Below are 24,622 nucleotides of genomic sequence, written 5' to 3' on the forward strand. Positions count from 1 at the left end.
TTCCTTTGTACTCACCCTCTCGGGCTTTCCTCCGGGCTTCCCTTCGGTCTTGCGTTTCCGACTCTATCAGATCCTTTCGGGCCTGATTCCCAGTCAGCGGGGGTCGCCTTCCCGGCCGTTGGGCCGTTCCGACGTCTCAAACCTTAGCGCTTCTCTCCGCGTTCCCCAAATCGGGGGCGGGAATTCGAATTCAGGCATGCCGAAATCGTTCCCGTGGGGAGGTCGTACTGAGGTTTTGAGTGCCGCAGTCGCGGCGGGAGGTGTTGCCGGAGAACCGATACGGCTCCGTGGCAACCCGAAGAACTCTACGGATCAGGGAGGTGACTGTCAACCTCCGCCGGCCAAGATCTTTCAGTCCAGGTCGCTGAGGCGTCCGCCGGCGTCCGGCTGGGCGTCCTCCACCCTGCGCAGCAGGCGGGTGAGGACCTCACCGAGCGTCGCCCGCTCGTCCTGGTCGAGGTCCTGGAGGAGGTCGCTCTCGAAGACGGTGGCCATGCGCATGGCCACCTGCCACTTCTCCCGGCCGGCGGGGGTGAGCTCCACGATCACGCGAACCCGGTTGGTCTCGTCCCTCTCCCGGGTGACCAGGCCCTCGGCGACCATGCGATCGATCCGGTGGGTCATGGCGGCCGGGGTCAGACCGAGACGCTTGGCGAGGTCACTGGGACCCATGCGGTACGGGGCACCGGCCAGGACGAGGGCCTTGAGGACCTCCCAGTCGGCGTTGGTGATGCCGAGCTCGGCGGTCTGGCGGCCATAGGCGACGTTCATCCGCCGATTCAACCGGGACAGAGCGTTGACGATCTTCTCGACCTGGGGGTCAAGATCCCGGAACTCTCGCTGGTACGCGGCGATCTGCTCTTCGAGTGTCGGTTCGCCGAGACCGGAGGTGTCGCCCATGCCCGCAGTATGGCACGCCTGCACTTTGCCTTGAAGTTCTTCACTATGTACTCTTTAGCTTCGAACTTTAGCTTCTAAGTCTTCAGATCTAACTAGTGAATGAGGTGAACGTGACCACGGCGATGGGCGCTGCGATGCGCCGGATCCATGTGGGCAACGCGCTCAGTGCCTTCGGGCTGGGCTTCACGGTTCCGTATCTGTACGTCTATGTGGCGCAGGTGCGAGGGCTGGGGGCCATGACGGCGGGTCTGGTACTCGCCGTCTTCGCCGTGGCCGCGCTGATCGTGCTGCCGTTCGCCGGGCGGGCCATCGTGCGGCGGGGTCCGCTGCCGGTGCTGCTCGTCGCCCTGGTCACGGCCGCGCTCGGCGCACTGAGCCTGGGACTGTCGAGCGGCTCGGCGACCGTGCTGCTCTCGGCGTCGGCGCTCGGTGCCGGACAGGCGGTGATGCAGCCGGCGCTAGCGACGATGATCGTGGACTGCTCCACCGCGGAGACCCGGTCCCGTGCGTTCGCCATGCAGTTCTTCCTGCAGAACCTGGGGCTCGGGGTCGGCGGTCTCATCGGCGGTCACCTCGTGGACCCGACGAAGGCCCGCTCCTTCACCCTCCTCTTCGCCCTTGAGGCGGCGATGTTCTTGCTGCTCGTCGTGGTGATGGCGACGGTACGGATGCCGCACTCGCCGCGCATCACGGGCGCACCCCGGCAGTCGGCTGCGGCAGGCTGGAAGCAGCTGCTGGGCAACCGGGCCATGGTGCAGCTCTGTGTGCTGGGCTTCGTGCTGTTCTTCGCCTGCTACGGCCAGTTCGAGTCCGGGCTGAGCGCGTACGGCGTCGAGGCCGCCGGGATCTCCACCTCCGCGCTCGGGACGGCGCTGGCGGCGAACACGCTGGTGATCGTGGTCGCGCAGTTCGCCGTGCTGCGGTTCGTGGAGCGGCGCAAGCGCTCGCGCGTGATCGCGTCCGTGGGTCTGATCTGGGCCGTGGCGTGGGCCGTGGCCGGTTACGCCGGGCTGGGCAACGGCAGCCAGGCGATGGCGACCGCCGCGTTCATCTCGACGTACGCCCTGTTCGGTCTCGGTGAGGCACTGCTGTCGCCGACGCTCGCGCCGTTGGTCGCCGACCTCGCGCCGGCCGGCATGGCCGGTCAGTACAACTCGGCGTTCGCCCTGGTGAAGCAGCTCGCGCTGGCCGTGGGTCCGGCGGTGGGCGGCCCGCTGGGAGCCTCGCTGCACGCGCCGTACATCGTGGTCTTCCTGCTGTTCTCGCTCGGCATCACCGTGCTGGCGGTGCGGCTGGGGCGGCAGCTGACCGACCTGCAGGACCATCCGTCGGCGGTGCGGAGCCTTGTGGTGGCGCAGGGCCGCGCGGAAGCGGGACAGGCACCGGCGCACGCCTGAGCCGGGCCGCGGGCACCTCTCCCTGGCGCGTCCTACCGACCGGAGCCGCCGGCCCTCGACGGTTTCGACGGTCTCGACGATTCCGACGGCTTCGGGAGGAGGAACTCGCACCAGACCGCCTTGCCGCCGCCCGGGGTGCGTCTGCTGCCCCAGTGGGAGGCGATCGTCGCGACGATGGCGATGCCCCGGCCGGACTCGTCGCCGGGCTCCGCGCGGCGGCGCCTGGGCAGGTGGTCGTCGCCGTCGGTGACCTCGATGATCAGGCGGCGATCCGTGCGGCGCAGACGCAGTCGCATAGGGGGTGTGCCGTGCTGGAGGGAGTTGGCGACCAGTTCGCTGGCGGCCAGGACCCCGAGGTCGTGCAGCTCGGTGGGGAAGCGCCAGCTGGTCAGCACTCCTGACGCGAAGGCACGCGCGCGTGGTGCCGCTTCGACTCCGCCGAGCAGTTCCAGCGCGGCATTGCGGAAGAGTTCGCTCTCCGCTCCCCTGCGGGCGGGGTGCTGGAGAACCAGCACGGCGACGTCGTCGTCGTGGTCGGGGGTGACGCCGGCCGAGCGGACCAGGCGGTCGCAGACGACCTGCGGGCTGCCGCTGGCCCCGGCCAGGGCGCGCTCCAGGGCCGCGATGCCCTCGTCCAGGTCCTCGTTCCTCCGTTCGACCAGGCCGTCCGTGTAGAGGACGGCGGTGGAGCCGGGACCGAGACTGATGGAGCCGGAGGTGTGCATCCAGCCGCCGGTGCCGAGCGGGGGTCCGGTGGGTTCGTCGGCGCGCTGGACGGTGCCGTTCTCGTCGCGGACGAGGATGGGCAGGTGGCCGGCGGAGGCGTACACCAGGCGGCCCTCGTTGGGGTCGTGGATGGCGTAGACGCAGGTGGCGATCTGGTTGGCGTCGATCTCCATGGCGAGGCCGTCGAGGAGCTGGAGGACTTCGTGCGGCGGGAGATCGAGCCGCGCGTAGGCCCGTACGGCCGTACGGAGCTGGCCCATGACGGCGGCGGCGCGGACGCCCCTTCCCATCACATCGCCGATGACCAGGGCGGTACGGCCGCCACCCAGGGTGATCACGTCGTACCAGTCGCCGCCGACGGCGGCCTCGGTGCCGCCGGGGTGGTAGGTGGCGGCGACGCGGAGGTCGTCGGGCTCCTCGAGTTCCTGTGGGAGCAGGGAGCGCTGGAGGGTGACGGCGGTCTCACGCTGTCGGCGTTCGCTGGCCCGCAGGCGCTCGGCGGCCTCGGCGTGGTCGGTGACGTCGGTGGCGAAGATCAGCACCGCGCGGCCCTCGCCCCCGCTGACGGGGGTGCAGGTGAACGTGTAGGAGCGGCCGTCGGGGGCCTTGCGGGACTTCACCGTGCGGGGCTTGCCGCTTCGCCGGACCTGATCGAGGAGGGGCAGCAGGCCGATCTCGTCGAGTTCGGGCAGCGCTCCGCGCGCGGGTGCACCGATGGGGCGGACGCCGAAGGCCGTCGTATAGGCGTCATTGACGTAGGCGATGCGGTGGTCGGGGCCGTGGACCAGAGCGACGAGGGAGGGGACGCGGTCCAGGACCTCACGCACCCCGAGCTCGTCGACGGCCGGGACGGGTCCCAGGTCGTCGGAGCGCTGTTCGCCGCGGGCCGCGGGCACGGAGCCCTCTCCCCGCCGGTCCGGGGAGACCGCCTGCTCGGTCCGCGCTGCCGCGCGACGCTGCGTTCCGGGGAGCCGGGCGCTCCAGCGCGTGAAGTTCACGAATCCTTGCCTCGTGTAGTTGTCGGCGGCCGGAAACCAGGACCGGCCGGGGCCCCGGGGGCCGCACCGGGGGTGGGCGGGGACCACCCGCGGTGGTGGACCAGTCTGGCAGGGTGCCGACCGGGCCGACATCCGTCAGACGCCGGGCCGGCCGCAGGAGTTCCTGCGTCCGGTCAGGACGACCCCTTCGGGTTGTTCGGGGGGTCCTGAGATGGCTTTCCACCGGCCGCCAGTTCGAACTCCGCCCGGGGATGTTCGAGTGACCCCAGGGAGACGATCTCCCGTTTGAAGAGCCCCGCGAGCGTCCACTCGGCAGCCACCCGTGCCTTCCGGTTGAAGGTCGGGATCCGGCTGAGGTGATAGGTCCGGTGCATGAACCAGGCGGGGAAGCCCTTGAGCCTGCGCCCGTACACCTGCGCGACGCCCTTGTGCAGCCCCAGGGACGCGACGGAACCGGCGTACTTGTGGGCGTAGGTCTCCAGCGGTTCACCCCGCAGGGAGCGGACGAGATTGTCCGCGAGGGTCCGCGCCTGTCGCAGCGCGTGCTGCGCGTTGGCGGCGCACTCCCGCCCGGCCTCCCGCGCGGTGACGTCGGGAACGGCGGCGGCGTCCCCCGCGGCCCACGCGTGCGCGGCACCCTCGACGGCCAGTTCAGCGGTGCATTTCAGCCGCCCCCGCCCGTTCAGCGGCAGATCGGTGGCGGCGAGGACGGGATGCGGCTTGACGCCGGCGGTCCACACGACCGTACGCGTGGGGAAGCGAGAACCGTCGCTGAGCACCGCCACCCGGTCCGCGCAGGATTCCAGCCGGGTTTCCAGTCGGACGTCGATGTTGCGCCGGCGCAGCTCGGTGACCGTGTACCTCCCCAGCTCCTCACCGACCTCGGGCAGGATCCGCCCGGATGCCTCGACGAGGATCCACTTCATGTCCTCGGGCCGGAGGTTGTGGTAATACCGCGCGGCGTAACGGGCCATGTCCTCCAGCTCACCGAGCGCCTCGACGCCCGCGTAGCCTCCGCCCACGAAGACGAAGGTCAGGGCGGCATCGCGGATCTGGGGGTCGCGGGTCGAGGACGCGATGTCCATCTGTTCGAGGACGTGGTTGCGCAGGCCGATGGCCTCCTCGACGGTCCTGAAGCCGATGGCGTGCTCGGCAAGGCCGGGAATCGGCAGCGTGCGCGAGACGGAACCCGGCGCGAGCACCAGCTCGTCGTAGGCGATCCGCCGCCCTCCCGTGCCTTCCTCGTCCGTGGCGAGGGTGCTGACAGTGGCGGTGCGCTTCGCGTGGTCGACCGCGGTCGCCTCGCCGATGACGATGTGGCACCGGTCGAGGACACGACGCAGCGGTACGACGACATGACGAGGAGAAATGGCACCGGCGGCCGCTTCGGGCAGAAACGGCTGATACGTCATGTACGGGTCCGGGGTGACCACCGTGATCTCCGCCTCGCCCTGCCCGAGTTCCCGTTTCAGCTTCCGCTGGAGACGCAGGGCCGTGTACATCCCGACGTAGCCGCCGCCGACAACGAGAATGCGCGCACGTTCCTTCACCATCCCATGACGCACCCGTCGCTTGCGTTTGTCCACAGCCTCGACGAATTGTGTGACCGGAGGGACCCAGCACCCCGGGTTGGCCGATTCACCGACCTTGACCACATACCAGCAGGTCAACATAGGTAACCCCACCCCCAGCGAGGTGCACATTACGGATGAATGCCACCCGTGCTCCGATCGGGGGGCGCTCCGTGCGGAACATGCCCCTTCTGAATTGACCCCCTCTCAACTATGTTCGTGTGTCGACGGGGTGTAGGGGGCTGCGCTCATCGGGTCCGCGACGGGCGGGACCGACAGGCCGGGCCTCTTCCGCATGCCCCGGCCATCAATGACGGGGAGAAGTCTCCGGGGGGAGACGTCATTACCGGGGGAACACATATGCATGTTCAGGACTCTCATTGGTCTTCCGCTCTGACGACCGGCGGCGCTCTGGGCGCGTCCGCGGGCGGCGCTCGGGGGGACGGTTCGCGCACGGCACCGCTGCGTGTGGACGCGCAGCGCAATCTGGAGCACGTGCTGCGTGCCGCGCGTGAGGTCTTCGGCGAGCTGGGCTACGGCGCGCCGATGGAGGACGTGGCACGCCGGGCACGGGTCGGTGTGGGCACGGTGTACCGGCGTTTCCCGAGCAAGGACGTTCTGGTGCGGCGGATCGCCGAGGAGGAGACCTCCCGGCTGACCGAGCAGGCGCGTGCGGCGCTCGGCCAGGAGGACGAGCCGTGGTCGGCGCTGTCCCGCTTCCTGCGCACCTCGGTCGCCTCCGGCGCGGGGCGGCTGCTGCCGCCGCAGGTCCTGCGGGTGGGGGTGGCGGAGGAACGCGGTCTGCCGGACCACGCGCGGCTGCCGCAGCAGCGGACGCAGGCGGCGGGGGATCTGCGCCTGGTGCCGGAGGCTCCGCCGGTGGACGACGGAGGGGCCTCGGAGCTGCTCGACGTCGTGGGACAGCTGGTGGAGCGGGCCCGGACGGCGGGGGAGTTGCGGCCGGACGTGTCCGTGTCGGATGTGCTGCTGGTAATAGCGACGGCGGCGCCCTCCTTGCCGGACGCGGCGCAGCAGGCGGCGGCGTCGGCGCGGTTGCTGGACATTCTCCTGGAGGGGCTGCGGTCACGTCCGGCGTGACGAGTGGCGCGCTGTGCGCGTGACCATGAGTGTGGGCCGGGTGGGCCAGCGCTTCGCTGCGGTGTGAGCTGTGCGGCCCGGTGTTCTCCTGGTCGCCGACGTTGGTGCTGGGCGGGGGTGTCTGCGCAGCCCGGCGCCAGCGGGGTGCCGTCGCGCCCACCCTCCCCCACTCTCGGCTTCTCCCCCACTCTCGACTTCGCTCGAGCGGGGGGACCCCCATCGCCCTGGGGGTACCTCCCAGGCCCTTAAGGCACTGGGGGAGGCACGACTGCCCGCGGAGCGGCGGGAGCGGCGGGTGTGGTGGGTGTGGTGGGTGTGGCTGCCCGCGGCCGCGTACGGCGGCCGGGTACCGCCGGCGGTGGGCGGGGTCGGTCGCGCGCGGCGGGAAGGGGACGGGGCGGGGGTGTTCGCCCGCAGCGACTGGCGCGTCCGCACCCTCACTTCACAAGTCGCCTATTGCGCGCCAGTCCGAGGACGGACACCCCCGACGCGGCCCCGCCCCACCCACCCACCGTGGGCGCTACCCAAGCCCCCACCGAACCGAAAGCTGCGCCGCAGGCATAGGACCCGCACCCCCACCGGACAGACGCCCACGCCGCAGGCATGAGACCCCCACCCCCACCCGACAGACGCCCACGCCGCAGGCACACCACCCCCACCCGACAGACGCCCACGCCGCAGGCATGAGACCCCCACCCCCACCCGACAGACGCCCACGCCGCAGGCATGAGACCCCCACCCCCACCCGACAGACGCCCACGCCGCAGGCACACCACCCCCACCCGACAGGCGCCCGCGCCGCAGGCACACCACCCGCACCCCCACCGGACAGACAGACGCACCGCAGGCACACCACCCGCACCCCCGCCGGACAGACAGACGCACCGCACGCGCAGGCGACCCGCGGGCATCGGCCATGCCGCCGGCATGGAATCCCCACCCCCCGCCCGAGGCGGTCAGCGAGGGCCGGTCGCGCCCGCGCCCAGGGCGCCCCGCTGCGGGGCGATTCCGCCCGGGACCGCTCGTTGGCGGGCCGGGGTCCCGGTCCAGCAGGTTCCCCGGCGGGCCAGCAGCCGTCGTAGCCACACCTCCAGCGCGACGAGGTCCGCCAGACCGTCCAGCGGCAGTGGCTCGCCCTCCGCCGCACCCCGCAGCGCCTTGCGGACCACCCGCGCCTCGACCAGCCCCGCCTCCGCCAGCAGCGGCGTGTCGAACAGCGACATCAGCGTGCCCGCAGCCACCCGCAACCCCGTCCGCGCCGCAGCCGCCGAGGTGGCCGCGCCCGGCGCGCCCCATCCCGCCGGGAGCTCCCGCACGCCCGCCCCCTCCAGCACCGACCGGAGGATGGACGCCCGGGCCCCGGGCTGCACCCGCAGCGCCTCCGGCAGGGCCCGGCAGGCTCGTACCACCTGGTTGTCGAGGAACGGCGCGTGCAACCGCTGCGAGCGGATCTCGGCGGCCTGCTCCAGCACCCGCAGATCCGCCGCGTGGCGGGCCAGCGCCGCACGCGCCCGGAAGTCTCCGGGCCGCTGCCCGGGCCCGACGTCCGACCGCCGCGTCGACGCCTGGAGGCGAACCGATACTTCAGCCAGCGCCTCCCCGGTCAGCCAGCGCGCCGCGGGCCCGGGTCTTCCCCAGGTCAGCGCGGCCAGCGAGGCATCCGCCGCCCCCGGCCCGTCATCGTCCAGGCGCCGGTGCAGCAGCCGCTCCGCGAGGCTCTCCAGCCCCGCCCGGTACGGCGTACGGGCAAGCCGTCGCGCCGCGGAATAGACCCGCGCGGGCACCATCACGGACCCGTCCGCCTTCGCCAGGGCGGCGACCGGCCGCACCAGATGCCGCCGCTTGCGGTCCATCAGCAGATCGGCCAGCCGCGCCGGATGCGCGTCCAGCACCTGCTTCGCCCCGTACCCCGTGAAGTGGTCCGCGCTCCCGGCCGCCAGCCGTGCCCGGTGCCGGGCGGCGGTCACCAGCGAGGGTCCCGGCTCGTCCGTCAACGGCCCGTCCAGTTCGACGTACGGCAGCGTCGACTCCCCTCCGGCCACCACCACATGGTGCAGCCGCGGGTTGGCGGCCAGTTCTCCCGCCCGCTCCATCTCGTCCGCGTCCCGGCCCCCTCCGGCGCCGCCGGCTGCCCCGGCCCCTCCCCCTCCGGCCAGGTCGTTGAAGGTGACGGCCAGCAGCCGCTCCCCGGCTCCGGTGCCGTGCCCCAGTACGGTCCCCGGCATCCCGGGCAGCCCCGCCGCCAGCAGCGCCAGCGCCCCGGACGCCGGCCCTCCGGACAGATCCGCCCCGATCCCCGGCACCGGCGTGCCACGGGCGGCACGCCGCTCGGCGGGACCCATTCCCGGCACCGGCCCGGGATCGATGTCGGCGCCGGGGACGTGCCGGGGTGCCGCGAGCCGGGTCCGTACGGCCTCGACCAGCGCGTCTCGGACGGCGTCCACCGCGTGGTCGGGGTCGGCCGGCGGTGCGGCGACGACGAGTGAGGCGACGGGTTCGTACCCGGCGATCTCGCGCGCCCCCGCGCGGAGAATCAGCGCGTGCCCCGGCGGAATGCGCTTCACGCCGTCGTACGGCGTGGAGTCGTGCAGCGCGGCCGGCACGTCGGGGGCGGCGAGCAGCGCGGCGAGGTGTCCGAAGTCGAGGTTGGCCTCGACGAGGTCGGCGAGCGGCAGCGCGGCGGTGGCGTACGCGGTGCCGCCCGCCCAGGGGGTGTGGAACACGGGCCGCGCGCCGGCGAGATCGCCGCAGACCGTGATCCGGCGCCCCACCCGCACCACGGCCGTGTAGCTCCCCGCCCAGGCGGTCAGATGCCGCAGTGCCCCGCCCCGGGCGGCGAAGAGCGCGACGCGCAGTTGCTCGTCGGAGGCGCCGCAGGTGCCGAGGACGGCGATCCGGGTCTCTTCGTCGGCCGTGACCACCCGGACCTCGTCGGGGCGCCAGTCGCCGACCGCCCACAGCGGGTCGGGGTCGCCCCACAGCAACTGTGATCCCACGGGGCGCACGGTCTCGCCGTCGACTCCTGTGGCGCCGGCGGAGCCGGTGGGGCCGAACCCCATGGCTCTCGCGGCGGTGCTGCTCCACCCCACCAACCACCGCATCGCCGCCTCCACAGGCTGTGGACAACCAGTGCACCGTACGAACCGGTTCCCCATGCTGCCATGAAGGAGGCGCTCAGGAAGCGTGCCGGAGCCGTATGTGCTCCGTCGAATGCGCCCCGGCGGATACACCCACCCCGTTCCCCCGTGGATCGACCCCGATCCGAACAGGCTTCCGCCGCCGCCGTGTCACCGCATCCGCGCCACGCCACACGCCACGCCGCTGCGACGCGAATGCGCCCCCACAGCGCGCCCCCATGACCCTCAACGCGCCCTCAACTACCTGGGTAGAAGCGCGGATACACCCGAAAGAGCGGGATCGATTTTCGGCCAAATCGAAGCGGTGAGGACGTCCTCGAACACGCTCCGTACAGGCTCTGCGCACCACTGAACGGCCGCGCAGTCCGGGAGACGGAGCACGCCTCCCGGACCGTTCCGCCACCCGCGGGGATGTAGGCGGCGGTGTCCCCCAGCCCGCTGGATCCAGTACAGCGGGCCGACCCACGCACCACCCATGGAACCGCTCTCGCGATGGCCGGAGAAGAGCGCACATACGGGCGCACGGCCACACACCAGGAGCGCGCCGCAACTGCGCGTATCGGACCCGTACTTCAGTACGGACCACAATCCCGCCATCCGGAAGAATGCCCCTTAACGCTTGGGATGCGGCGAACTACGCTGGGTTTACGAATGCCGCGCGGTTATGCCAGAGCGGCAGCCGTCTGTGTCGAGGGGTGGCGCATGTCCAGGGAGCAACGCGGGCCGAACGAAAAACTCGGCGCCGTTCTCGCCCTCGCGGGAATCAGCAACGCGGGCCTCGCGCGGCGCGTCAACGACCTTGGCGCACAGCGGGGACTGACACTTCGCTACGACAAGACGTCCGTGGCGCGCTGGGTGTCGAAGGGAATGGTGCCGCAGGGTGCGGCACCGCATCTGATCGCCGCCGCCATCGGCCAGAAGCTGGGCCGTCCCGTGCCGCTCCACGAGATCGGCCTGGCGGACGCGGATCCCGCACCGGAGGTGGGCCTCGCCTTTCCGCGGGACGTCGGACAGGCGGTGCGCTCCGCGACGGACCTGTACCGGCTGGATCTGGCCGGCCGCAGAGCCGGCTCCGGCGGCATCTGGCAGTCCCTCGCCGGGTCGTTCGCGGTGAGCGCCTACGCGACACCCGCCTCACGGTGGCTGATAACCCCGGCCGACAGTTCGGTGGCGCGCGAGGTGAACCCCGCCGACGGCTCCGGCGCACCGCTCAAAGTCGGCCACAGCGATGTGCGCAAGCTGCGGGAGGCCGCCGAGGACGCCCGGCGCTGGGACTCCAAGTACGGCGGTGGCGACTGGCGTTCGTCGATGGTCCCCGAGTGCCTCCGGGTGGAGGCGGCCCCGCTGCTGCTCGGCTCGTACGCGGACGACGTGGGCCGCTCGCTGTTCGGTGCCGCGGCGGAACTGACCCGGCTGGCCGGCTGGATGGCCTTCGACACCGGCCAGCAGGAGGCGGCCCAGCGCTACTACATCCAGGCCCTGCGCCTGGCCCGCGCTGCGGCCGACGTCCCCCTCGGCGGCTACGTCCTCGCCTCGATGTCCCTCCAGGCGACCTACCGCGGCTTCGGCGACGAGGGCGTGGACCTCGCCCAGGCCGCACTGGAACGCAACCGCGGCCTGGCCACCGCCCGCACCCTGAGCTTCTTCCGCCTGGTGGAGGCACGCGCGCACGCACGCGCGGGAGACGCCCAGGCGGCCGGTGCCGCGCTGAAATCTGCGGAGAGCTGGCTGGAACGCTCCCGTCCCGGCGACAGCGACCCCGTCTGGCTCGGCTTCTACTCCTACGACCGCTTCGCCGCCGACGCCGCGGAGTGCTACCGCGATCTGAAGGCACCCCGCCAGGTCCGCCGCTTCACCGAGCAGGCACTGTCGCGGCCGACGGAGGAGTTCGTGCGCTCGCACGGGCTGCGCCTGGTCGTCTCGGCGGTGGCCGAACTGGAGTCGGGCAATCTGGACGCGGCCTGCGAGCAGGGCGTGCGCGCGGTGGAGGTGGCGGGCCGCATCTCGTCCGCCCGCACCACCGAGTACGTCAAGGACCTCCTGCACCGTCTGGAGCCCTACGGCGACGAGCCCCGCGTGGTCGAACTGCGCGAGCGCGCCCGCCCGCTCCTGATGACCACGGCCTGACCACGGCCGGCCACGGGACCGACAGGGACCACTGGGAACCACCGGAACCACCGGGAACCGCTGGAGACGACCGGAGCCGAAGCCGTTGTCAGTGGCAGGGTGCACTATCGGATGCGGGAGGTGGCGCGGGTGACGCAGGGGGCGCGGGAGACGCGGGACGCGGGGACGGCGCGGGAGACCGTGACGCGGTCGTACGACTGCGACGTCCTGGTGGTCGGCGGCGGGATCGTCGGAATGTCGACGGCGTACGCGATCAGCCGCGCCGCTCCGGGCACCCGGGTGACGGTGCTGGAGAAGGAGCCCGGCCCGGCCCGGCACCAGACGGGCCGCAACAGCGGAGTCATCCACAGCGGCGTCTACTACCGCCCCGGCTCGCTGAAGGCGCGGTACGCGGTGCGGGGTGCCGCCGAGATGGTGAAATTCTGCGCGGAGTACGACATCCCGCACGCGGTGACGGGCAAGCTGATCGTCGCCACGGCCCGCGAGGAGCTTCCGCGGCTGCACGCCCTGGTCCAGCGCGGCAGGGAGAACGGCCTCACGGTCCGCGAACTGTGCGGCGCGCAGATCGCGGAGTACGAGCCGGAGGTGGAGGGCCTGGCGGCCATCCACGTCGGCACCACCGGCATCTGCGACTTCGCGGCGGTCGCCCGGCGGCTCGCGGAGGCCTCCGGCGCGCAGATCCGCTACGGAACGCGGGTCGTACGCGTCGACCGCCGCCCCGACAGGGGAGTCGCCGTCCTGACGGCCGGGGGCGATGTGGTGCGCGGCCGGGTGCTGGTGAACTGCGCGGGTCTGTACTGCGACGAGATCGCCCGCCGTACCGGTGACGATCCGGGCGCCCGGATCGTGCCGTTCCGCGGTGAGTACTACGAGCTGGCCCGCCCGGAGCTGGTGCGGGGACTGGTGTACCCGGTGCCCGACCCGGCGTTCCCCTTCCTCGGCGTCCACCTCACCCGGGGCATCGACGGAGGTGTCCACGTCGGCCCCAACGCGGTCCCGGCCCTGGCCCGCGAGGGTTACGACCGGCGCACCGTGCGCCCGCGTGAGCTGGCGGCGACCCTCGCCTGGCCGGGCTCCTGGCAGCTGGCCCGCCGCCACTGGCGGTACGGCACCGGCGAACTGCACCGCTCGCTGTCCAAGGCGGCCTTCGCCCGTGCCGTACGCCGGCTGCTGCCCGCCGTGCGGGAGGACGACCTGGTGCCGGCGGCGGCTGGGGTGAGAGCCCAGGCGGTGCTGCGGGACGGCACCCTGGCCGACGACTTCCTCCTCCAGGAGACCCCCCGTGCGGTGCATGTGCTGAACGCGCCCTCGCCGGCCGCGACCGCGTCCCTGCCGATCGGACGGGAGATCGCGCGGCGGACGATGGCGCAGCTCACGGCCCTGGAGAGGTGAGGGCACCCCGACCGCCCACCGCGTCCCCGTAAAATCGGGAGCACTGTGTCTGATTCCGTGAGCACCCCCGAAGCACCGCGCCCCGCTGCCCACCCGGTCGGTGTGCCGGTCCGCCGTACTCGGGCCAAGGGGGAACCGCGGTTCCCGGACGGGCCGAAGGCCGATCCCGCCGGGTCGCACTTCGAGCGGCGTATCCGCAGCTTCCAGCCACGCCGCAGCCGCGTCACCGCCGGGCAGGCGGACGCGCTGCAGCGGCTGTGGCCGACGTGGGGTTTCGACATCGACGGCAGCCGGCGGCTGGATCTCGCCGCGTTCTTCGGCAACGACAACCCGGTCGTGCTGGAGATCGGCTTCGGCATGGGCGAGGCCACCGCGGCGATGGCCGCCGCCGACCCGGCCACCAATCTTCTCGCGGTCGACGTCCACACCCCCGGCCAGGGCAACCTGCTCAACCTCGCCGACCAGCGCGGACTGACCAACATCCGGGTGGGCAACGGCGACGCGATCATCCTCCTGCGCGAGATGCTCGCGCCCGACGACCTCGGGGGGCTGCGCGTGTACTTCCCGGACCCCTGGCCGAAGAAGCGGCACCACAAGCGCCGACTGATCCAGCCGGAGTTCCTGACCCTCGCCGCGGCCCGGCTGAGGCCGGGGGCGGTCGTGCACTGCGCCACCGACTGGGAGCCGTACGCGGAGCAGATGCTGGAGGTGCTCACCGCGCACCCCGCCTTCGAGAACACGCGGGAGGACGGTGGTTTCGCGCCGCGACCCGGGTTCCGGCCGCTCACTCGTTTCGAGGGGCAGGGACTGGACAAGGGTCATGTCGTGAACGACCTGCTCTTCCGCCGCGTACCGCATGCGGAGCGGGCCGGGCACCGAGCCTGAGACCGCGCGCAGCCTGCCCTGCCCCTCCCTCGTTAGGGTCGATCACGTGGCCACCAGCCCTCCGTACCCGGCGCCCCCGGGTGAAGCTTCCGGCGGCACGCTGCGGCACGCGCACTGGTGGCAGCGGCCATGGGTCCGTTACGGCGCGCTGATCACCCTGCTCACACTGTCCGGTCTGGTGATCCTCGCCCTGGTCCGTGAGCAGACGGGGACCCAGGGGTTCCTGGTCGGACTCGGTCTCGCCGTACTCCCCGTGCCGTTGCTGCTGGCCGTCTTCCGCTGGCTCGACCGGGTCGAGCCGGGGCCCTGGCGGAACCTGCTGTTCGCCTTCGCCTGGGGGGCATGCGCGGCGGCGCTCATCGCGATCGTCGCGAACAGTTTCGCCACACGGTGGATAGCGACGGCGACGGCGGACCCGGCCGGCGCCGACACCCTGGGGGCGACCGTCATCGCGCCGGTCGTGGAGGAGACCGCGAAGGCGGCGGCCGTTCTCCTGGTCTTCCTCTTCCGCAGACGCGACTTCACCGGAATCCTCGACGGCGTGGTGATAGCCGGGGTCACCGCCACCGGCTTCGCGTTCACCGAGAACATCCTCTACCTCGGCACCGCCTTCGGCACGGACCAGCTCACCGGCGGCAGCGGGGTGGCTTCGGTCACCGCGGCGACCTTCTTCGTCCGCGTCGTCATGTCGCCGTTCGCGCATCCCCTGTTCACCGTGCTCACCGGGATCGGCTTCGGCATGGCCGCGCTGTCCACGGACCGGCAGCGGCTGAGGCGGGTGCTGCTGCCGCTGTGCGGACTGCTCCTGGCGATGGGCATGCACGCGCTGTGGAACGGTTCGGCCACGCTCGGACACTTCGGCTTCTTCGCGGTGTACGGGGCGTTCATGGTGCCGATGTTCGGCCTGCTGACCTGGCTGGTGGTGTGGACGAGGCACCGGGAGCTGCGGACCGTGCGGGTGGAACTGCCCGCGTACGCGGTGGCGGGCTGGCTCACCCCGGCGGAGCCGTTCGCGCTCGGCTCGATGCGGGCGCGGCGCCTGGCCCGGCAGTACGCCCGCCGGTACGGCGGCAAGCCCGCGGCGCGCGCGGTCGCGCAGTACGAGGCCTACGCGACCTCGCTGGCGTTCCTGCGGCACCGGGGCCGACTGGGCAGGGCCGGGACGGATTTCGTGACCCGGGAACGGGAGCTGCTACTGGAGTTGTGGCACCGGCGGGGCGCGGCCCGTCCGGCGCTGGACCACGCGGCCCGTGTCACCGCGCCGCCGGTTCCGGTCGCCGCCGCACCGTGGCCGGCGCACGGGGCGTACGGTCCTCCTTCGCCCGGCCATCCTGCGTACGGCCACCCTGCGCACGGGCAGCCGCCCTACGGGCACCCCTACCCGGCGTACGACCCGAACGCCTACCGCCCCTGACGGGTCCGCGCAGTGCACGACGGTCCGTCAAGAACCGTAAGTTCCCCGGCGGACGACGGGGCTGCCGCGACCGCCCCGGAACACACCTGACCGGCAGCCCTGACGTCGGGGGGGCGTCGTCGGGACTGCCGGGGTCTCAGGGGGCGGCGGGGCTCAGGGGTTGAGGCCCTTGCTCTGCAGCCAGGCCATCGGGTCGATGCCCGAGGAGGAGCCACCGGTGTGGACCTCCAGGTGGAGGTGGGCCCCGGTGGAGTTGCCGGTGGAGCCGACTCGGCCGATCACATCGCCGGTGTTGACCTTCTGGCCCACGCTGACGCTGATGGAGGACTGGTGGGCGTACCAGATCTCGGTGCCGTCGTCGAGGGTCAGCACCGTCTTGTAGCCGTAGGAGCCGTCCCAGCCGGCGGAGGTGATCGTGCCGGTGTGGACCGCCTTGATCAGCGTGCCGCTGGGGGCGGCGAAGTCGAGGCCGGTGTGCTGGCCGGAGGACCAGTAGGCGCCGGACTGACCGAAGGTCGAGGAGATGGTGTACGAGGAGGTCGGCAGCGTGTACTGCGTGGCCAGCTCGGCGAGGCGCTCGGCCTCGGCCTTCTTCGCGGCCTCCTCCTCCGCCTTCTTCTTGGCGGCCTCGGCCTTGGCCTTGGCCTCCTTCTCCGCCTTGGCGGCGGCCTCGGCGGCCTGCTTCTCGGCGGCGGCGACGGCCTCGGCGGCGGCCTTGGTCTCGGCCTGGATCTGCTGCTGCTCGACCTGGGCCATGATCCGGCTGCGCAACGCCTCACCGGCACCGGAGGATCCCTGGTCGGCCTCGTCCTCGGTCATACCGAGGGTGCTGAGGGGGGTGGCCGAACCCTGGGGGGTTTCCTCGTCGGAGATGAGGGAACCCACAGTGGGGAGGTCGGGCATGGAGATCGAGACCGGCGGCTTGCCGGTCTGGGCGGTGGCCATGCCACCGGCACCGACGGCCGCTATGACACCGACACCGAGGACGGTGGAGCTACGGGCGAGCCCTCCCCCGCGCTGCTTGGAGACGCGGTGCCGGCCACGGACCGGGCGAAGGGACTCCGCGGTGGGGTTCCACTCCTCGAAGGGCCCCTCGTCGGCGCGGACCTCACCGTAGGCGAAGGTGTCGCTCGGCTTGAACGGGGCCTCGGGGGCAGGCGGGTTGGACGCCACGTGGGCGTGCTCCTTTCCTTCCTTCTTCGCCTACCGGGTTAGCTGACGGGTTCGGAGCAGGAAGGTCTCCTACGCGCGTACCGAGCCGTGTTGCCACGGCGCTGTCCGCGCGATTCACCCCAATGTGGTGGTTCCCCGGTTCCCTTGCGGGATTCGGCGCGTGCGCACGGAGCCGACTTCTGTGACGGCTGGGACGACCGCGCTGCGTTATCGAACGTTAATAGACGTGAGGGCCGGATTCCAAGCCGTTCCTCTTGATCATTAAGGATTCCCGCGCGGACTTAAGCGCCACGAGTGGTCAAAAACGGGCGAGTTGACTGCACCTCGGACGCGAGGCGATATCTGACGGTTCGTCAGTTGTTATGCGCTGCGGGACGATACGATCACAGCGAGTGAGACGGGCGCCGGACGGCAAAAACACCGAGGACCGGAACCCTTTCGGATTCCGGCCCTCGGCCTTCAGTAGCGGGGACAGGATTTGAACCTGCGACCTCTGGGTTATGAGCCCAGCGAGCTACCGAGCTGCTCCACCCCGCGTCGTTGAGACAAGTGTACGTCATGCGCGGGACACGGCGCACACCCATGACCGGCGCCCGCCGCCGCGCGGGATTCAGCCGTCGAGCAGATGCCCGTTCGGCGCCTTGGCGCGCTCCTCGTACTCCGGCAGGACGACGACGACGGCGCCCCCGTCCGCCAGCACGCCGCTGCCGTCGGCCCCCGCCACGAACGTGTCCGGCTCCCGCCAGGCCGTGACCACCCGCCGTACCCCCACGTCCAGGATCAGCCGGGCACAGGGCGCCGGCCGGGACGCGCGCCGGGCACACGGCTCCAGGCTGGAGTACACGGTGGCGCCGGCCAGACGGGGGTCCGTGGGGTCGGCCTTGGCGAGCGCGGCCTCCTCCGCGTGCACCACCGGGTCCGTGCCCTCCCGGGAGTGCCCGCGCGCCAGCTCCGTACCGTCGGCCGCCACCACCACCGCGCCCACGCTGAACGCCGTCGTCGAGGGCGGGCACTGGGCGGCCAGCTCACAGGCGAGGGCCAGCCAGTGGTGGTCGGCGGCGGAGTCCAGCGCCCCGGTGCCGGGCGCGGTGGGCTCGTAGCGCATGAGCACGACATCACCGATCGGGCGGGTCTCCACAAGACGCAGCCGACCGCCCTGGTAGGACCCGGGTCCGAAGAGGCGGGGGGCGTCCGCGTCGCCGACGAACAGCGGAGCGAGGACCAACTGCACCTCGTCGGCGAGGCCCTGGGTGAGCAACTGGGTGTGGATCTGCCCGCCGCCCTCGACCATCAGCCGCCGCACCCCGCGCACGGCGCGCAGATGCTCCAGCAGCGGCCGCCAGTCGAGTGCGGGGCCGAGCGGGACGACGTCGGCGGCGATACCGAGGGCGCGGGCCCGCTCGGCGCCCTCGCCGGTGGTGTAGAGGATCTTCTCGCCGCCGGTGTGCCAGAACCGCGCCGTCGGGTCGAGGTCGCCGGAGCCGCTGACGGCGACCTTGAGCGGGTACTCGGGCCTGCCCGCCGCGACCCGGGCGGCACGCCGCTCGGGCGAGTTGACCAGCAGCCGGGGATTGTCGGCGCGGATCGTGCCGGCGCCGACCAGGATGGCGTCCACGCCCGCCCGTACCTCGTCGACCCGGTCGAAGTCGGCCGGACCGGACAGCAGCAGCCGGTCCGGGCCGGTGTCGTCCAGGTAGCCGTCGAGGGAGACGGCGGCGGACAGCAGGACGTACGGACGGGGCATCGGCGTACTCCGGGTGACGGTCGGCGGCCGGCCGGGGGAGGGGCGCGGTCGGCCGGGCCGCGGTGCGGCCCGGGCCAAGTCTGACAACCCGCCGGGCGCGCGGGCGCCCCGGTCCCTCGTCGGTCAGGGTTCGATCAGTCCTACGCGGATGGCGTACCGGGTGAGTTCCAGGCGGTCCTTCAGGCCGAGCTTGGCCAGCAGGTTGGCGCGGTGCCGCTCCACCGTCTTGGGGCTGATCACCAGCAGGGTGGCGATCTGCTGCGAGGTGTGGCCCTCGGCGACCAGCTTGAGGATCTCCTCCTCACGGTCGGTGATGGCCTTGGCCGGGAGGGTCCGGCCCTCCCGCGCGAGGTCGAGGTAGTTGTGGATGAGGGCGTTGACGGCCCCGGGGTAGAGGAACGGCTCACCGCGCATGGTGGCGTGGCAGGCCTCGACGAGATCCTGGTCGGCGACGGACTTCAGGACGTAGCCCGAGGCGCCGGCGGCGAGCGCTTCGAAGAAGAACTGCTCGTTGTCGTACATGGTCAGGATGAGGATCCGTGTCTCCGGCAGGATGCGGGAGAGCTCACGGGCCGCCTGGAGACCGGTCAGCCGGGGCATGGCGATATCGAGAATGGCCAGGTCGGGGCGGTGTTCACGGGCCTGTTCGAGTGCTTCGGCACCGTCGGCGGCCTCGGCCACGACGGTCAGATCCGGTTCGCCGTCCAGGATGAGGCGAACTCCCCGGCGGACCAGCGCGTGGTCGTCGGCGAGGAGGATGCGGGTGAGGGCCTGCTCGGTCATGTCAGCGTTTCCGGTCGGGGGACATCGGTCACGGGGGTGGAGCGTGCGCGGACGCGGACGGGCCGCGCAGTGGAACGAGGGCGTGCGCGGGGAAACGGGCGGGGACGGGGACGGCCAGGCGCACTTCGGTACCGCCACCGGCGCGGGACTCCACGGTCACCACGGCACCGACGAGCAGGGCGCGCTCCCGCATCCCGCGGAGGCCGGCGCCCTCCTCGGCCCGTCCGATGCCCCGCCCGTCGTCCCGGACCCGGAGCTCCACACCCCCGGGCGCGCGGTACAGGGCGAGCTCGGCGCGTCGGGCGCCGGAGTGCCGGGCGATGTTGGTGAGGCCTTCCTGGGCGACGCGGTAGATGACGAGCTCCGTCTCCCGGTCGAGCTCGGGCAGGTCCGGGGCGAGGCTGTGCTGGACGCTCAGACCGGGGCCGCCGAACTCGGTGGCGAGGGCCTTGAGGGCACTGGCCAGCCCCAGCTCGTCCAGTACGCCCGGACGTAGCCGGCGGGCGATGCGCCGGATCTCCTCCAGGCTGGCGCGGGTGGTCTCCTGGACCATGCGCAGTTCCTCGCCCAGGTCGGGCGGGGCGTGGTCCGCGGCACGCTTGAGCTGGAGCAGCACGGCGGTCAGGGACTGGCCGACCTCGTCGTGCAGTTCCTGGGCGACGCGGCGGCGCTCCCCCTCCTGCGCGGACAGCGCGCGGGCACTGCTCGTGGCGCGCTCGTCCTCCAGCCGGTCGAGCATCGTGTTGAAGGTGGTGATCAGCTCGGCGATCTCGCCGCGTCCGCCGACTGCGGGACGGTGTCCGGGGCGCAGCAGATCCGCCGTGGTCATGGCCCGGGTCAGGCGCTGCAGCGGGGCGAGGCCGAAGCGCAGCAGCAGTGCGTTGGCCACCAGCATGGCGGCCAGGCCCACGGTGAGGACCGCGGCCTCGGTGAGCAGTACGGGGGTGGATACGGTGACCGGTCCCAGCAGAAGTGCCGTGGCGACGATGAGGACGACGGCGTTCAGCATGAAGATCCGCCAGAACAGAGGCACCCTTTACCGCCTCCTCACCACGGGCCGCTCACATGGGCTCCCGGAGCGGCGGGAGCCGGGACGGGCCCACGGACCGGGGGCGCGGCGCGGGCCGTCATGGTCCAGCCTCTGCCCTGATCCGTCCCCGCGCCATCCGTGACAACCCCCATTTTCTCCTCGGGGTCCCGGCCGGCCGACGGGCCGCGTGCACATCGGCCCCCAGGGGAGATGGGGCCCGCGACCGATGGCCCGGACCGGCGGCGACGGGAGACGCTGAAGTCTCCGGTACCGGACGCACGATTCGTCGGCACACGGGCAAACTCCTTTATAGCGGCCCGATTCCGCAGCATGCCGACGGACCCCTGACCCGTCCGGCGGTACCGGAGTGACGGCCGCCGGCGCGACGCCGTGCGGCCACCCCCTCTGGGAAGGAGGAGCCGTGACCCCGTCCAACGACGATCGCCTGGTCGCCCTCGCGGCCCGACTGGAGCACGAGGATCCCCGTTTCGCCCGTTCGCTGTCCACCGGACAGCCGGCCCGCCCCCGCGAGTACCGGCGCACGGGCGCCTGGTGGGCGCTGGTCATCGGGGTGACGATGCTGATCGTGGGCGTGATCGTCCCCGACGGACTGATGATCGCGGCGGGCCTGGTGCTCTCCGGCATCGCCGTGCAACTCCTCGACCCCGATCGCCGCCGTACGGGCGCACGGCCCTCGTACCGCCGCTGACGCGGACCGCCGCCGGCGCCGGCGCCGACCGCCCCGGGTTTCTCCCTTACGGGTGAAGGAACGCTGAACCACCGGTGCCCGTCGGCCGTTGTGCGGGTGGCGGCCCGCCATGTCGGTGGGCACTGCGTGGCGGGCCGCCACCCGGTGAACGGGGCACAGCGAGGGCATGCGTGTGGGGAGGGCGGGAGACGTGTCAGGTGGGCCGTCGGGGCGGGGGCCCATCGGCGGGCGGGCGGGGCAGTCCGTCCTCCCCCAGGCCGTCCCCTCCCGAGCCTGCCTGCCCGGGGCCGTCCCCTCCCGGCCCGTCCAGCCCGGGGCCGTCCCCTCCCGGGCCGTCCTCCGGCGGGCGGCCGAGCTTCCCGCGGACCTTCTCGGCGTCCGGATGACCGATCTCCATGAAGATCTCCAGGGCCCGCCGCCAGTCCGCGCGGGCGTCCTCCGGCCGTCCGGCGTCGAGCAGGACGTCGCCGAGGTTGCTCAGGGAATGGCCCTCGCCCCACCGGTTGGCGACGGCCCGGTGGGTGTCCAGCGCGCGATGGAAGTGCGCGATGGCGTCGTCGTAGTGCCGGAGCCCGTGGTGGACCGTGCCGAGGGAGTCGTACGCGAGGCCCTCGGCCCAGCGGTGGCTGTTCCTGCGCAGGACGATCAGCGCCTCCTCCAGATACAGGACGGCCTCCTCGAACCGGCCGAGCCGCTGATAGACGTCGCCGAGATTGGTCAGGGCGATACCCACGCCCCACTCGCTGCCGAGGGCCCGGTCGATGGCCAGTCCGCGGCGGATGTACTCGACGGCCTTGTCGAACCGGCCGATCTGAAGGTAGGCGTCGCCGAGGTTGCCCACCGCCGTCGCCCTGCCCCTCACGTCCCCGAGCTCCCGGCAGACGGCGATCACCTGGTACTGGACCTCGATGGACTCCTCGATCCTGCCCGCGCTGCGCAGCGCGGCAGCCGTGTCGGCCAGGCCCTGGGCCTCGCCGGCACGGTCGTGGGCGGCACGGGCTGCCGCCAGTCCGGCGCCCGCGGTGTCGAGCCAGTCGTGCATATGGCTGCGGAGGTAGAAGAACCCCCACAGGACCGCGGGCAGCCGCCAGGCGATGCCCGGCTGCCCGGACCCGGCGGCCTGGTGCACCGCGCCGACCAGGTTGACCCGCTCTCTCTCGCACCACTCCAGGGCCTCCTCCCGCGTCGTGAACTCCAGCGGCCGGCACCCGGCGGGCAGGGGTTCGAGGGGGATCCGGTGACGGCTCGGGGTGAGGAGTGGATAGGTGGCCTCGGCGGAGTGCAGGTACCAGGAGAGCAGCCGCTCGACGGCCCGCTCCCGCTCCGGCGGCGGGTCTTCCGCGTGGAGGCGCTCCGCTGCGTAGACCCGCAGCAGGTCGTGCAGGGTGTAGCGGCCCGGCAGACGCTCGATGACCAGGTGGGCCCCGGTGAGCTCGGCGAGCAGGGTGCGGGTCTCGCGTATCTCCAGACCGGCGAGGGCGGCCACGGCGGGCAGCGACACATCCGGCCCGGCGGGCAGGCCCAGCAGGCGGAACAGCCGCGCGGCCGGAACGGACAGTGCCTGGTACGACCAGGAGAAGACGGCCCGTACGTCGGTGGCGATGTCGTCGCCCCCGGTGAACGCGTCGAGACTGCCGTGGCTCGCGCGCACTTCCTCGGCGATGGAGGCCAGCGGGAACCCGGGGTGGCCGGCGGCGTGGGCGGCAACGATGGCCAGCGCCAGCGGGTGCCGGGCACACCGGGTGATGATCTCGCCCGCCGCCTCCGGTTCCGCGGCCAGCCGGCCGGCGCCGAGGCGGCGCGCCAGCAGATCGTGGGCCTCGCCGGCGGTCAGCTGGTCCAGCGTCAGCGGAAACGCCCCCTCGCCGGCGACCAGACCGGTGAGCCGGTTACGGCTGGTGACGATGACCAGCGAACCGGGCGAGCCGGGCAGCAGCGGGCGTACCTGGCCGGCGTCACGGGCGTTGTCGAGCAGGATCAGCACCCGCCGCGGGGCGAGCAGGCTGCGGTACAGCGCCGCCTGTGCGTCGAGACCGGCGGGAATGCCCGCGGGGGGAACGCCGAGGGCGTCGAGGAAGGCGCGGATCGCCTCCTCCGGCGTCACCGTCGCACCGGTCGGGTCGAAGCCCCGCAGGTTGATGCAGAGCTGCCCGTCGGGAAAGCGGTCGGCGATCTCGTGCGCCCAGTGCACGGCCAGCGTGGTCTTGCCGATGCCGCCCATGCCGCCGATCGCCCCGATGACCACCGTCTGCGGCGCCTGTCCGTCGTCCGGCAGAAGGGCCCGTACCCGGTCGAGCTCGGCGCTGCGGCCGGCGAAGGTCGGCAGGTCGGCGGGCAGTTGGGCCGGGCGGGTGATCCGCTGCCCGGCCGGTGCGGGGGGCCGGCCCGACGGTGACGGCGGGGCCTGCTGCGGGGGAGGTACGAGTTCCAGGGCCGCGTCGGCGACGAGCATCCGGTCGCGCAGTTCCCGCAGCGCGGCGCCGGGCTCGATGCCCAGCTGGTCCACGAGGATCCGGCGGGTGGCGCGGAACGCCTCCAGCGCCTCGGCCTGCCGTCCCGACCGGTACAGCGCCAGCATGAGCAGCCGGCACAGCTGCTCCTTCAGCGGGTGCTGACGGGTCAGCGACATCAGTTCGGCGATCACCTCGCCGTGCCGGCCGAGGTCGAGATCGTTCTCGATCCGGCTCTCCAGCACGGCCAGCCGCTCCTCGTTCAGCCGGACACGCTCCGCCTCGGCCAGCGGACCGGGCAGCCCGACCAGCGCCGCCTCCGGCCAGCCGTCCAGCACGGCGTGCAGCAGACCCGCCGCGGCATCGAACTCGCCGGCCGTGCGCAAGGCCCGGGCCCGGACGATCCGTTGCCTGAGCACCGTCAGATCCAGCGCGCTTCCCGGGACCCGCGCCAGGTATCCGTCGCCGACCGAGACGAGCACCCGCGAGGCGGCGGCCGGGCTCCTGCCGGGCTCCAGCACCTTGCGCAGCCGCGACACATAGGTCCGCAGGACGGACACGGCAGCGGCCGGCGGCTGCTCGCCCCAGACGTCGTCGATGAGCTCGCCCAGCGTGGCGGGCCGTCCGCCGCGCAGCAACAGGGCCACCAGGACCGTCCGTTGCTGTGGGGAGCCGAGGTCCAGCTCCCGCTCTCCGCGCCAGGCCCGGACCGGCCCCAGTACGGCGAAGCGCAGCCCGTTCCCCGATGCGTCCATTTCTCGAACTCTAGTACCCCCGCATCCGGTCCCCTCGGGCCGCGGCCGCCCGTGAACCGGAACAGCCCCTGCCCTCCGGCTTCCGCCGCAGGTCAGGGGCTGAACATGAGGTAGGCCCTGTGGGACTCGAACCCACAACCAATGGATTAAAAGTCCTGGCGTGATCTTGCTGGGTGGTTCCGAACGTTTCACGGGCGTCCGGAACCACCTGGTCAGGCTGGGTACCGCCGTGCGCTCCGTCCACGCCGTGACGGCCTCTGCCACACCATCCGCTCACGCATCGCTCACGCACTGCGGTCCGCTGAGTAGCGGCTTTCGATCTACGGAAGAACG

16 protein-coding genes, 1 tRNA gene and 1 riboswitch are annotated in these 24,622 nt (G+C 72.4%); of the genes, 7 read left to right on the forward strand and 10 right to left on the reverse strand.

Features of this window, described 5'->3' with window-relative positions; all coding sequences use genetic code 11:
- Positions 1-351: 351 nt before the first annotated feature.
- On the reverse strand, positions 352-900 hold the full coding sequence (locus ACIF9R_RS31935; RefSeq protein WP_399985901.1) for a MarR family winged helix-turn-helix transcriptional regulator: 549 nt from the start codon (positions 898-900) through the stop codon (positions 352-354).
- Positions 901-1,022: 122 nt separating this feature from the next.
- Here ACIF9R_RS31935 and ACIF9R_RS31940 point away from each other — a divergent pair, with 122 nt between their 5' ends.
- Positions 1,023-2,297, forward strand: coding sequence for an MFS transporter (locus ACIF9R_RS31940; protein ID WP_399985948.1), 1,275 nt, complete (start codon positions 1,023-1,025; stop codon positions 2,295-2,297).
- Positions 2,298-2,329: 32 nt separating this feature from the next.
- On the opposite strand, the gene ACIF9R_RS31945 is transcribed toward ACIF9R_RS31940, so the two are convergent.
- Together ACIF9R_RS31945 and ACIF9R_RS31950 are read right to left on the reverse strand one after the other, a co-directional pair.
- Positions 2,330-4,021 (reverse strand): SpoIIE family protein phosphatase, encoded by a 1,692-nt coding sequence (locus ACIF9R_RS31945; RefSeq protein WP_399985902.1) that lies wholly within the window; start codon positions 4,019-4,021, stop codon positions 2,330-2,332.
- A gap of 173 nt (positions 4,022-4,194) precedes the next feature.
- Positions 4,195-5,574 (reverse strand): NAD(P)/FAD-dependent oxidoreductase, encoded by a 1,380-nt coding sequence (locus ACIF9R_RS31950; protein WP_399985903.1) that lies wholly within the window; start codon positions 5,572-5,574, stop codon positions 4,195-4,197.
- 378 nt (positions 5,575-5,952) lie between these two features.
- On the opposite strand from ACIF9R_RS31950, the gene ACIF9R_RS31955 reads away from it, so the two are divergent.
- Positions 5,953-6,690 (forward strand): TetR/AcrR family transcriptional regulator, encoded by a 738-nt coding sequence (locus ACIF9R_RS31955; RefSeq protein WP_399985904.1) that lies wholly within the window; start codon positions 5,953-5,955, stop codon positions 6,688-6,690.
- Positions 6,691-7,646: 956 nt separating this feature from the next.
- Here ACIF9R_RS31955 and ACIF9R_RS31960 read toward each other — a convergent pair.
- Entirely contained in the window at positions 7,647-9,791 is a 2,145-nt protein-coding gene (locus tag ACIF9R_RS31960) for an asparagine synthase-related protein (protein WP_399985905.1), read from the reverse strand.
- 738 nt (positions 9,792-10,529) lie between these two features.
- On the opposite strand from ACIF9R_RS31960, the gene ACIF9R_RS31965 reads away from it, so the two are divergent.
- From ACIF9R_RS31965 to ACIF9R_RS31980, 4 genes are all read left to right on the forward strand, one after another.
- Positions 10,530-11,954 carry an MFS transporter gene (locus ACIF9R_RS31965; RefSeq protein ID WP_399985906.1) on the forward strand — a complete coding sequence of 475 codons (1,425 nt, stop codon included), beginning with the start codon at positions 10,530-10,532 and terminating at the stop codon, positions 11,952-11,954.
- Between the two features lie 99 nt (positions 11,955-12,053).
- Positions 12,054-13,346 carry an L-2-hydroxyglutarate oxidase gene (gene lhgO, locus ACIF9R_RS31970; protein ID WP_399985907.1) on the forward strand — a complete coding sequence of 431 codons (1,293 nt, stop codon included), beginning with the start codon at positions 12,054-12,056 and terminating at the stop codon, positions 13,344-13,346.
- Between the two features lie 45 nt (positions 13,347-13,391).
- Positions 13,392-14,231: a tRNA (guanosine(46)-N7)-methyltransferase TrmB gene (trmB, locus tag ACIF9R_RS31975; protein WP_399985908.1), complete on the forward strand. Its 840-nt coding sequence runs from the start codon at positions 13,392-13,394 to the stop codon at positions 14,229-14,231.
- A gap of 46 nt (positions 14,232-14,277) precedes the next feature.
- Positions 14,278-15,645 carry a PrsW family intramembrane metalloprotease gene (locus tag ACIF9R_RS31980; protein ID WP_399985909.1) on the forward strand — a complete coding sequence of 456 codons (1,368 nt, stop codon included), beginning with the start codon at positions 14,278-14,280 and terminating at the stop codon, positions 15,643-15,645.
- 153 nt (positions 15,646-15,798) lie between these two features.
- On the opposite strand, the gene ACIF9R_RS31985 is transcribed toward ACIF9R_RS31980, so the two are convergent.
- The 5 genes from ACIF9R_RS31985 to ACIF9R_RS32005 all read right to left on the reverse strand — a co-directional run bounded on the left by ACIF9R_RS31985 (position 15,799) and on the right by ACIF9R_RS32005 (position 20,378).
- Entirely contained in the window at positions 15,799-16,818 is a 1,020-nt protein-coding gene (locus ACIF9R_RS31985) for a M23 family metallopeptidase (protein WP_399985910.1), read from the reverse strand.
- A 12-nt stretch (positions 16,819-16,830) separates the two neighbouring features.
- Positions 16,831-16,987, reverse strand: a riboswitch (cyclic di-AMP (ydaO/yuaA leader).
- A 294-nt stretch (positions 16,988-17,281) separates the two neighbouring features.
- Positions 17,282-17,355: transfer RNA gene (locus tag ACIF9R_RS31990), tRNA-Met, on the reverse strand.
- Between the two features lie 73 nt (positions 17,356-17,428).
- On the reverse strand, positions 17,429-18,562 hold the full coding sequence (locus ACIF9R_RS31995) for a dihydrofolate reductase family protein (protein ID WP_399985911.1): 1,134 nt from the start codon (positions 18,560-18,562) through the stop codon (positions 17,429-17,431).
- A gap of 123 nt (positions 18,563-18,685) precedes the next feature.
- Complete coding sequence (locus ACIF9R_RS32000) at positions 18,686-19,345, reverse strand: response regulator (protein WP_399985912.1); 660 nt, start codon at positions 19,343-19,345, stop codon at positions 18,686-18,688.
- Between the two features lie 28 nt (positions 19,346-19,373).
- Positions 19,374-20,378 carry a HAMP domain-containing sensor histidine kinase gene (locus tag ACIF9R_RS32005; RefSeq protein WP_399985913.1) on the reverse strand — a complete coding sequence of 335 codons (1,005 nt, stop codon included), beginning with the start codon at positions 20,376-20,378 and terminating at the stop codon, positions 19,374-19,376.
- A 418-nt stretch (positions 20,379-20,796) separates the two neighbouring features.
- Between ACIF9R_RS32005 and ACIF9R_RS32010 the strand changes: the two genes are divergently transcribed.
- Positions 20,797-21,084: a DUF3040 domain-containing protein gene (locus ACIF9R_RS32010; RefSeq protein ID WP_399985914.1), complete on the forward strand. Its 288-nt coding sequence runs from the start codon at positions 20,797-20,799 to the stop codon at positions 21,082-21,084.
- Between the two features lie 193 nt (positions 21,085-21,277).
- On the opposite strand, the gene ACIF9R_RS32015 is transcribed toward ACIF9R_RS32010, so the two are convergent.
- Positions 21,278-24,289, reverse strand: a complete 3,012-nt coding sequence (locus ACIF9R_RS32015) for an AfsR/SARP family transcriptional regulator (RefSeq protein ID WP_399985915.1) — start codon at positions 24,287-24,289, stop codon at positions 21,278-21,280.
- Between the last annotated feature and the right edge of the window lie 333 nt (positions 24,290-24,622).

Source organism: Streptomyces sp. NPDC086080 (assembly GCF_044540255.1).
GTDB lineage: Bacteria > Actinomycetota > Actinomycetes > Streptomycetales > Streptomycetaceae > Streptomyces.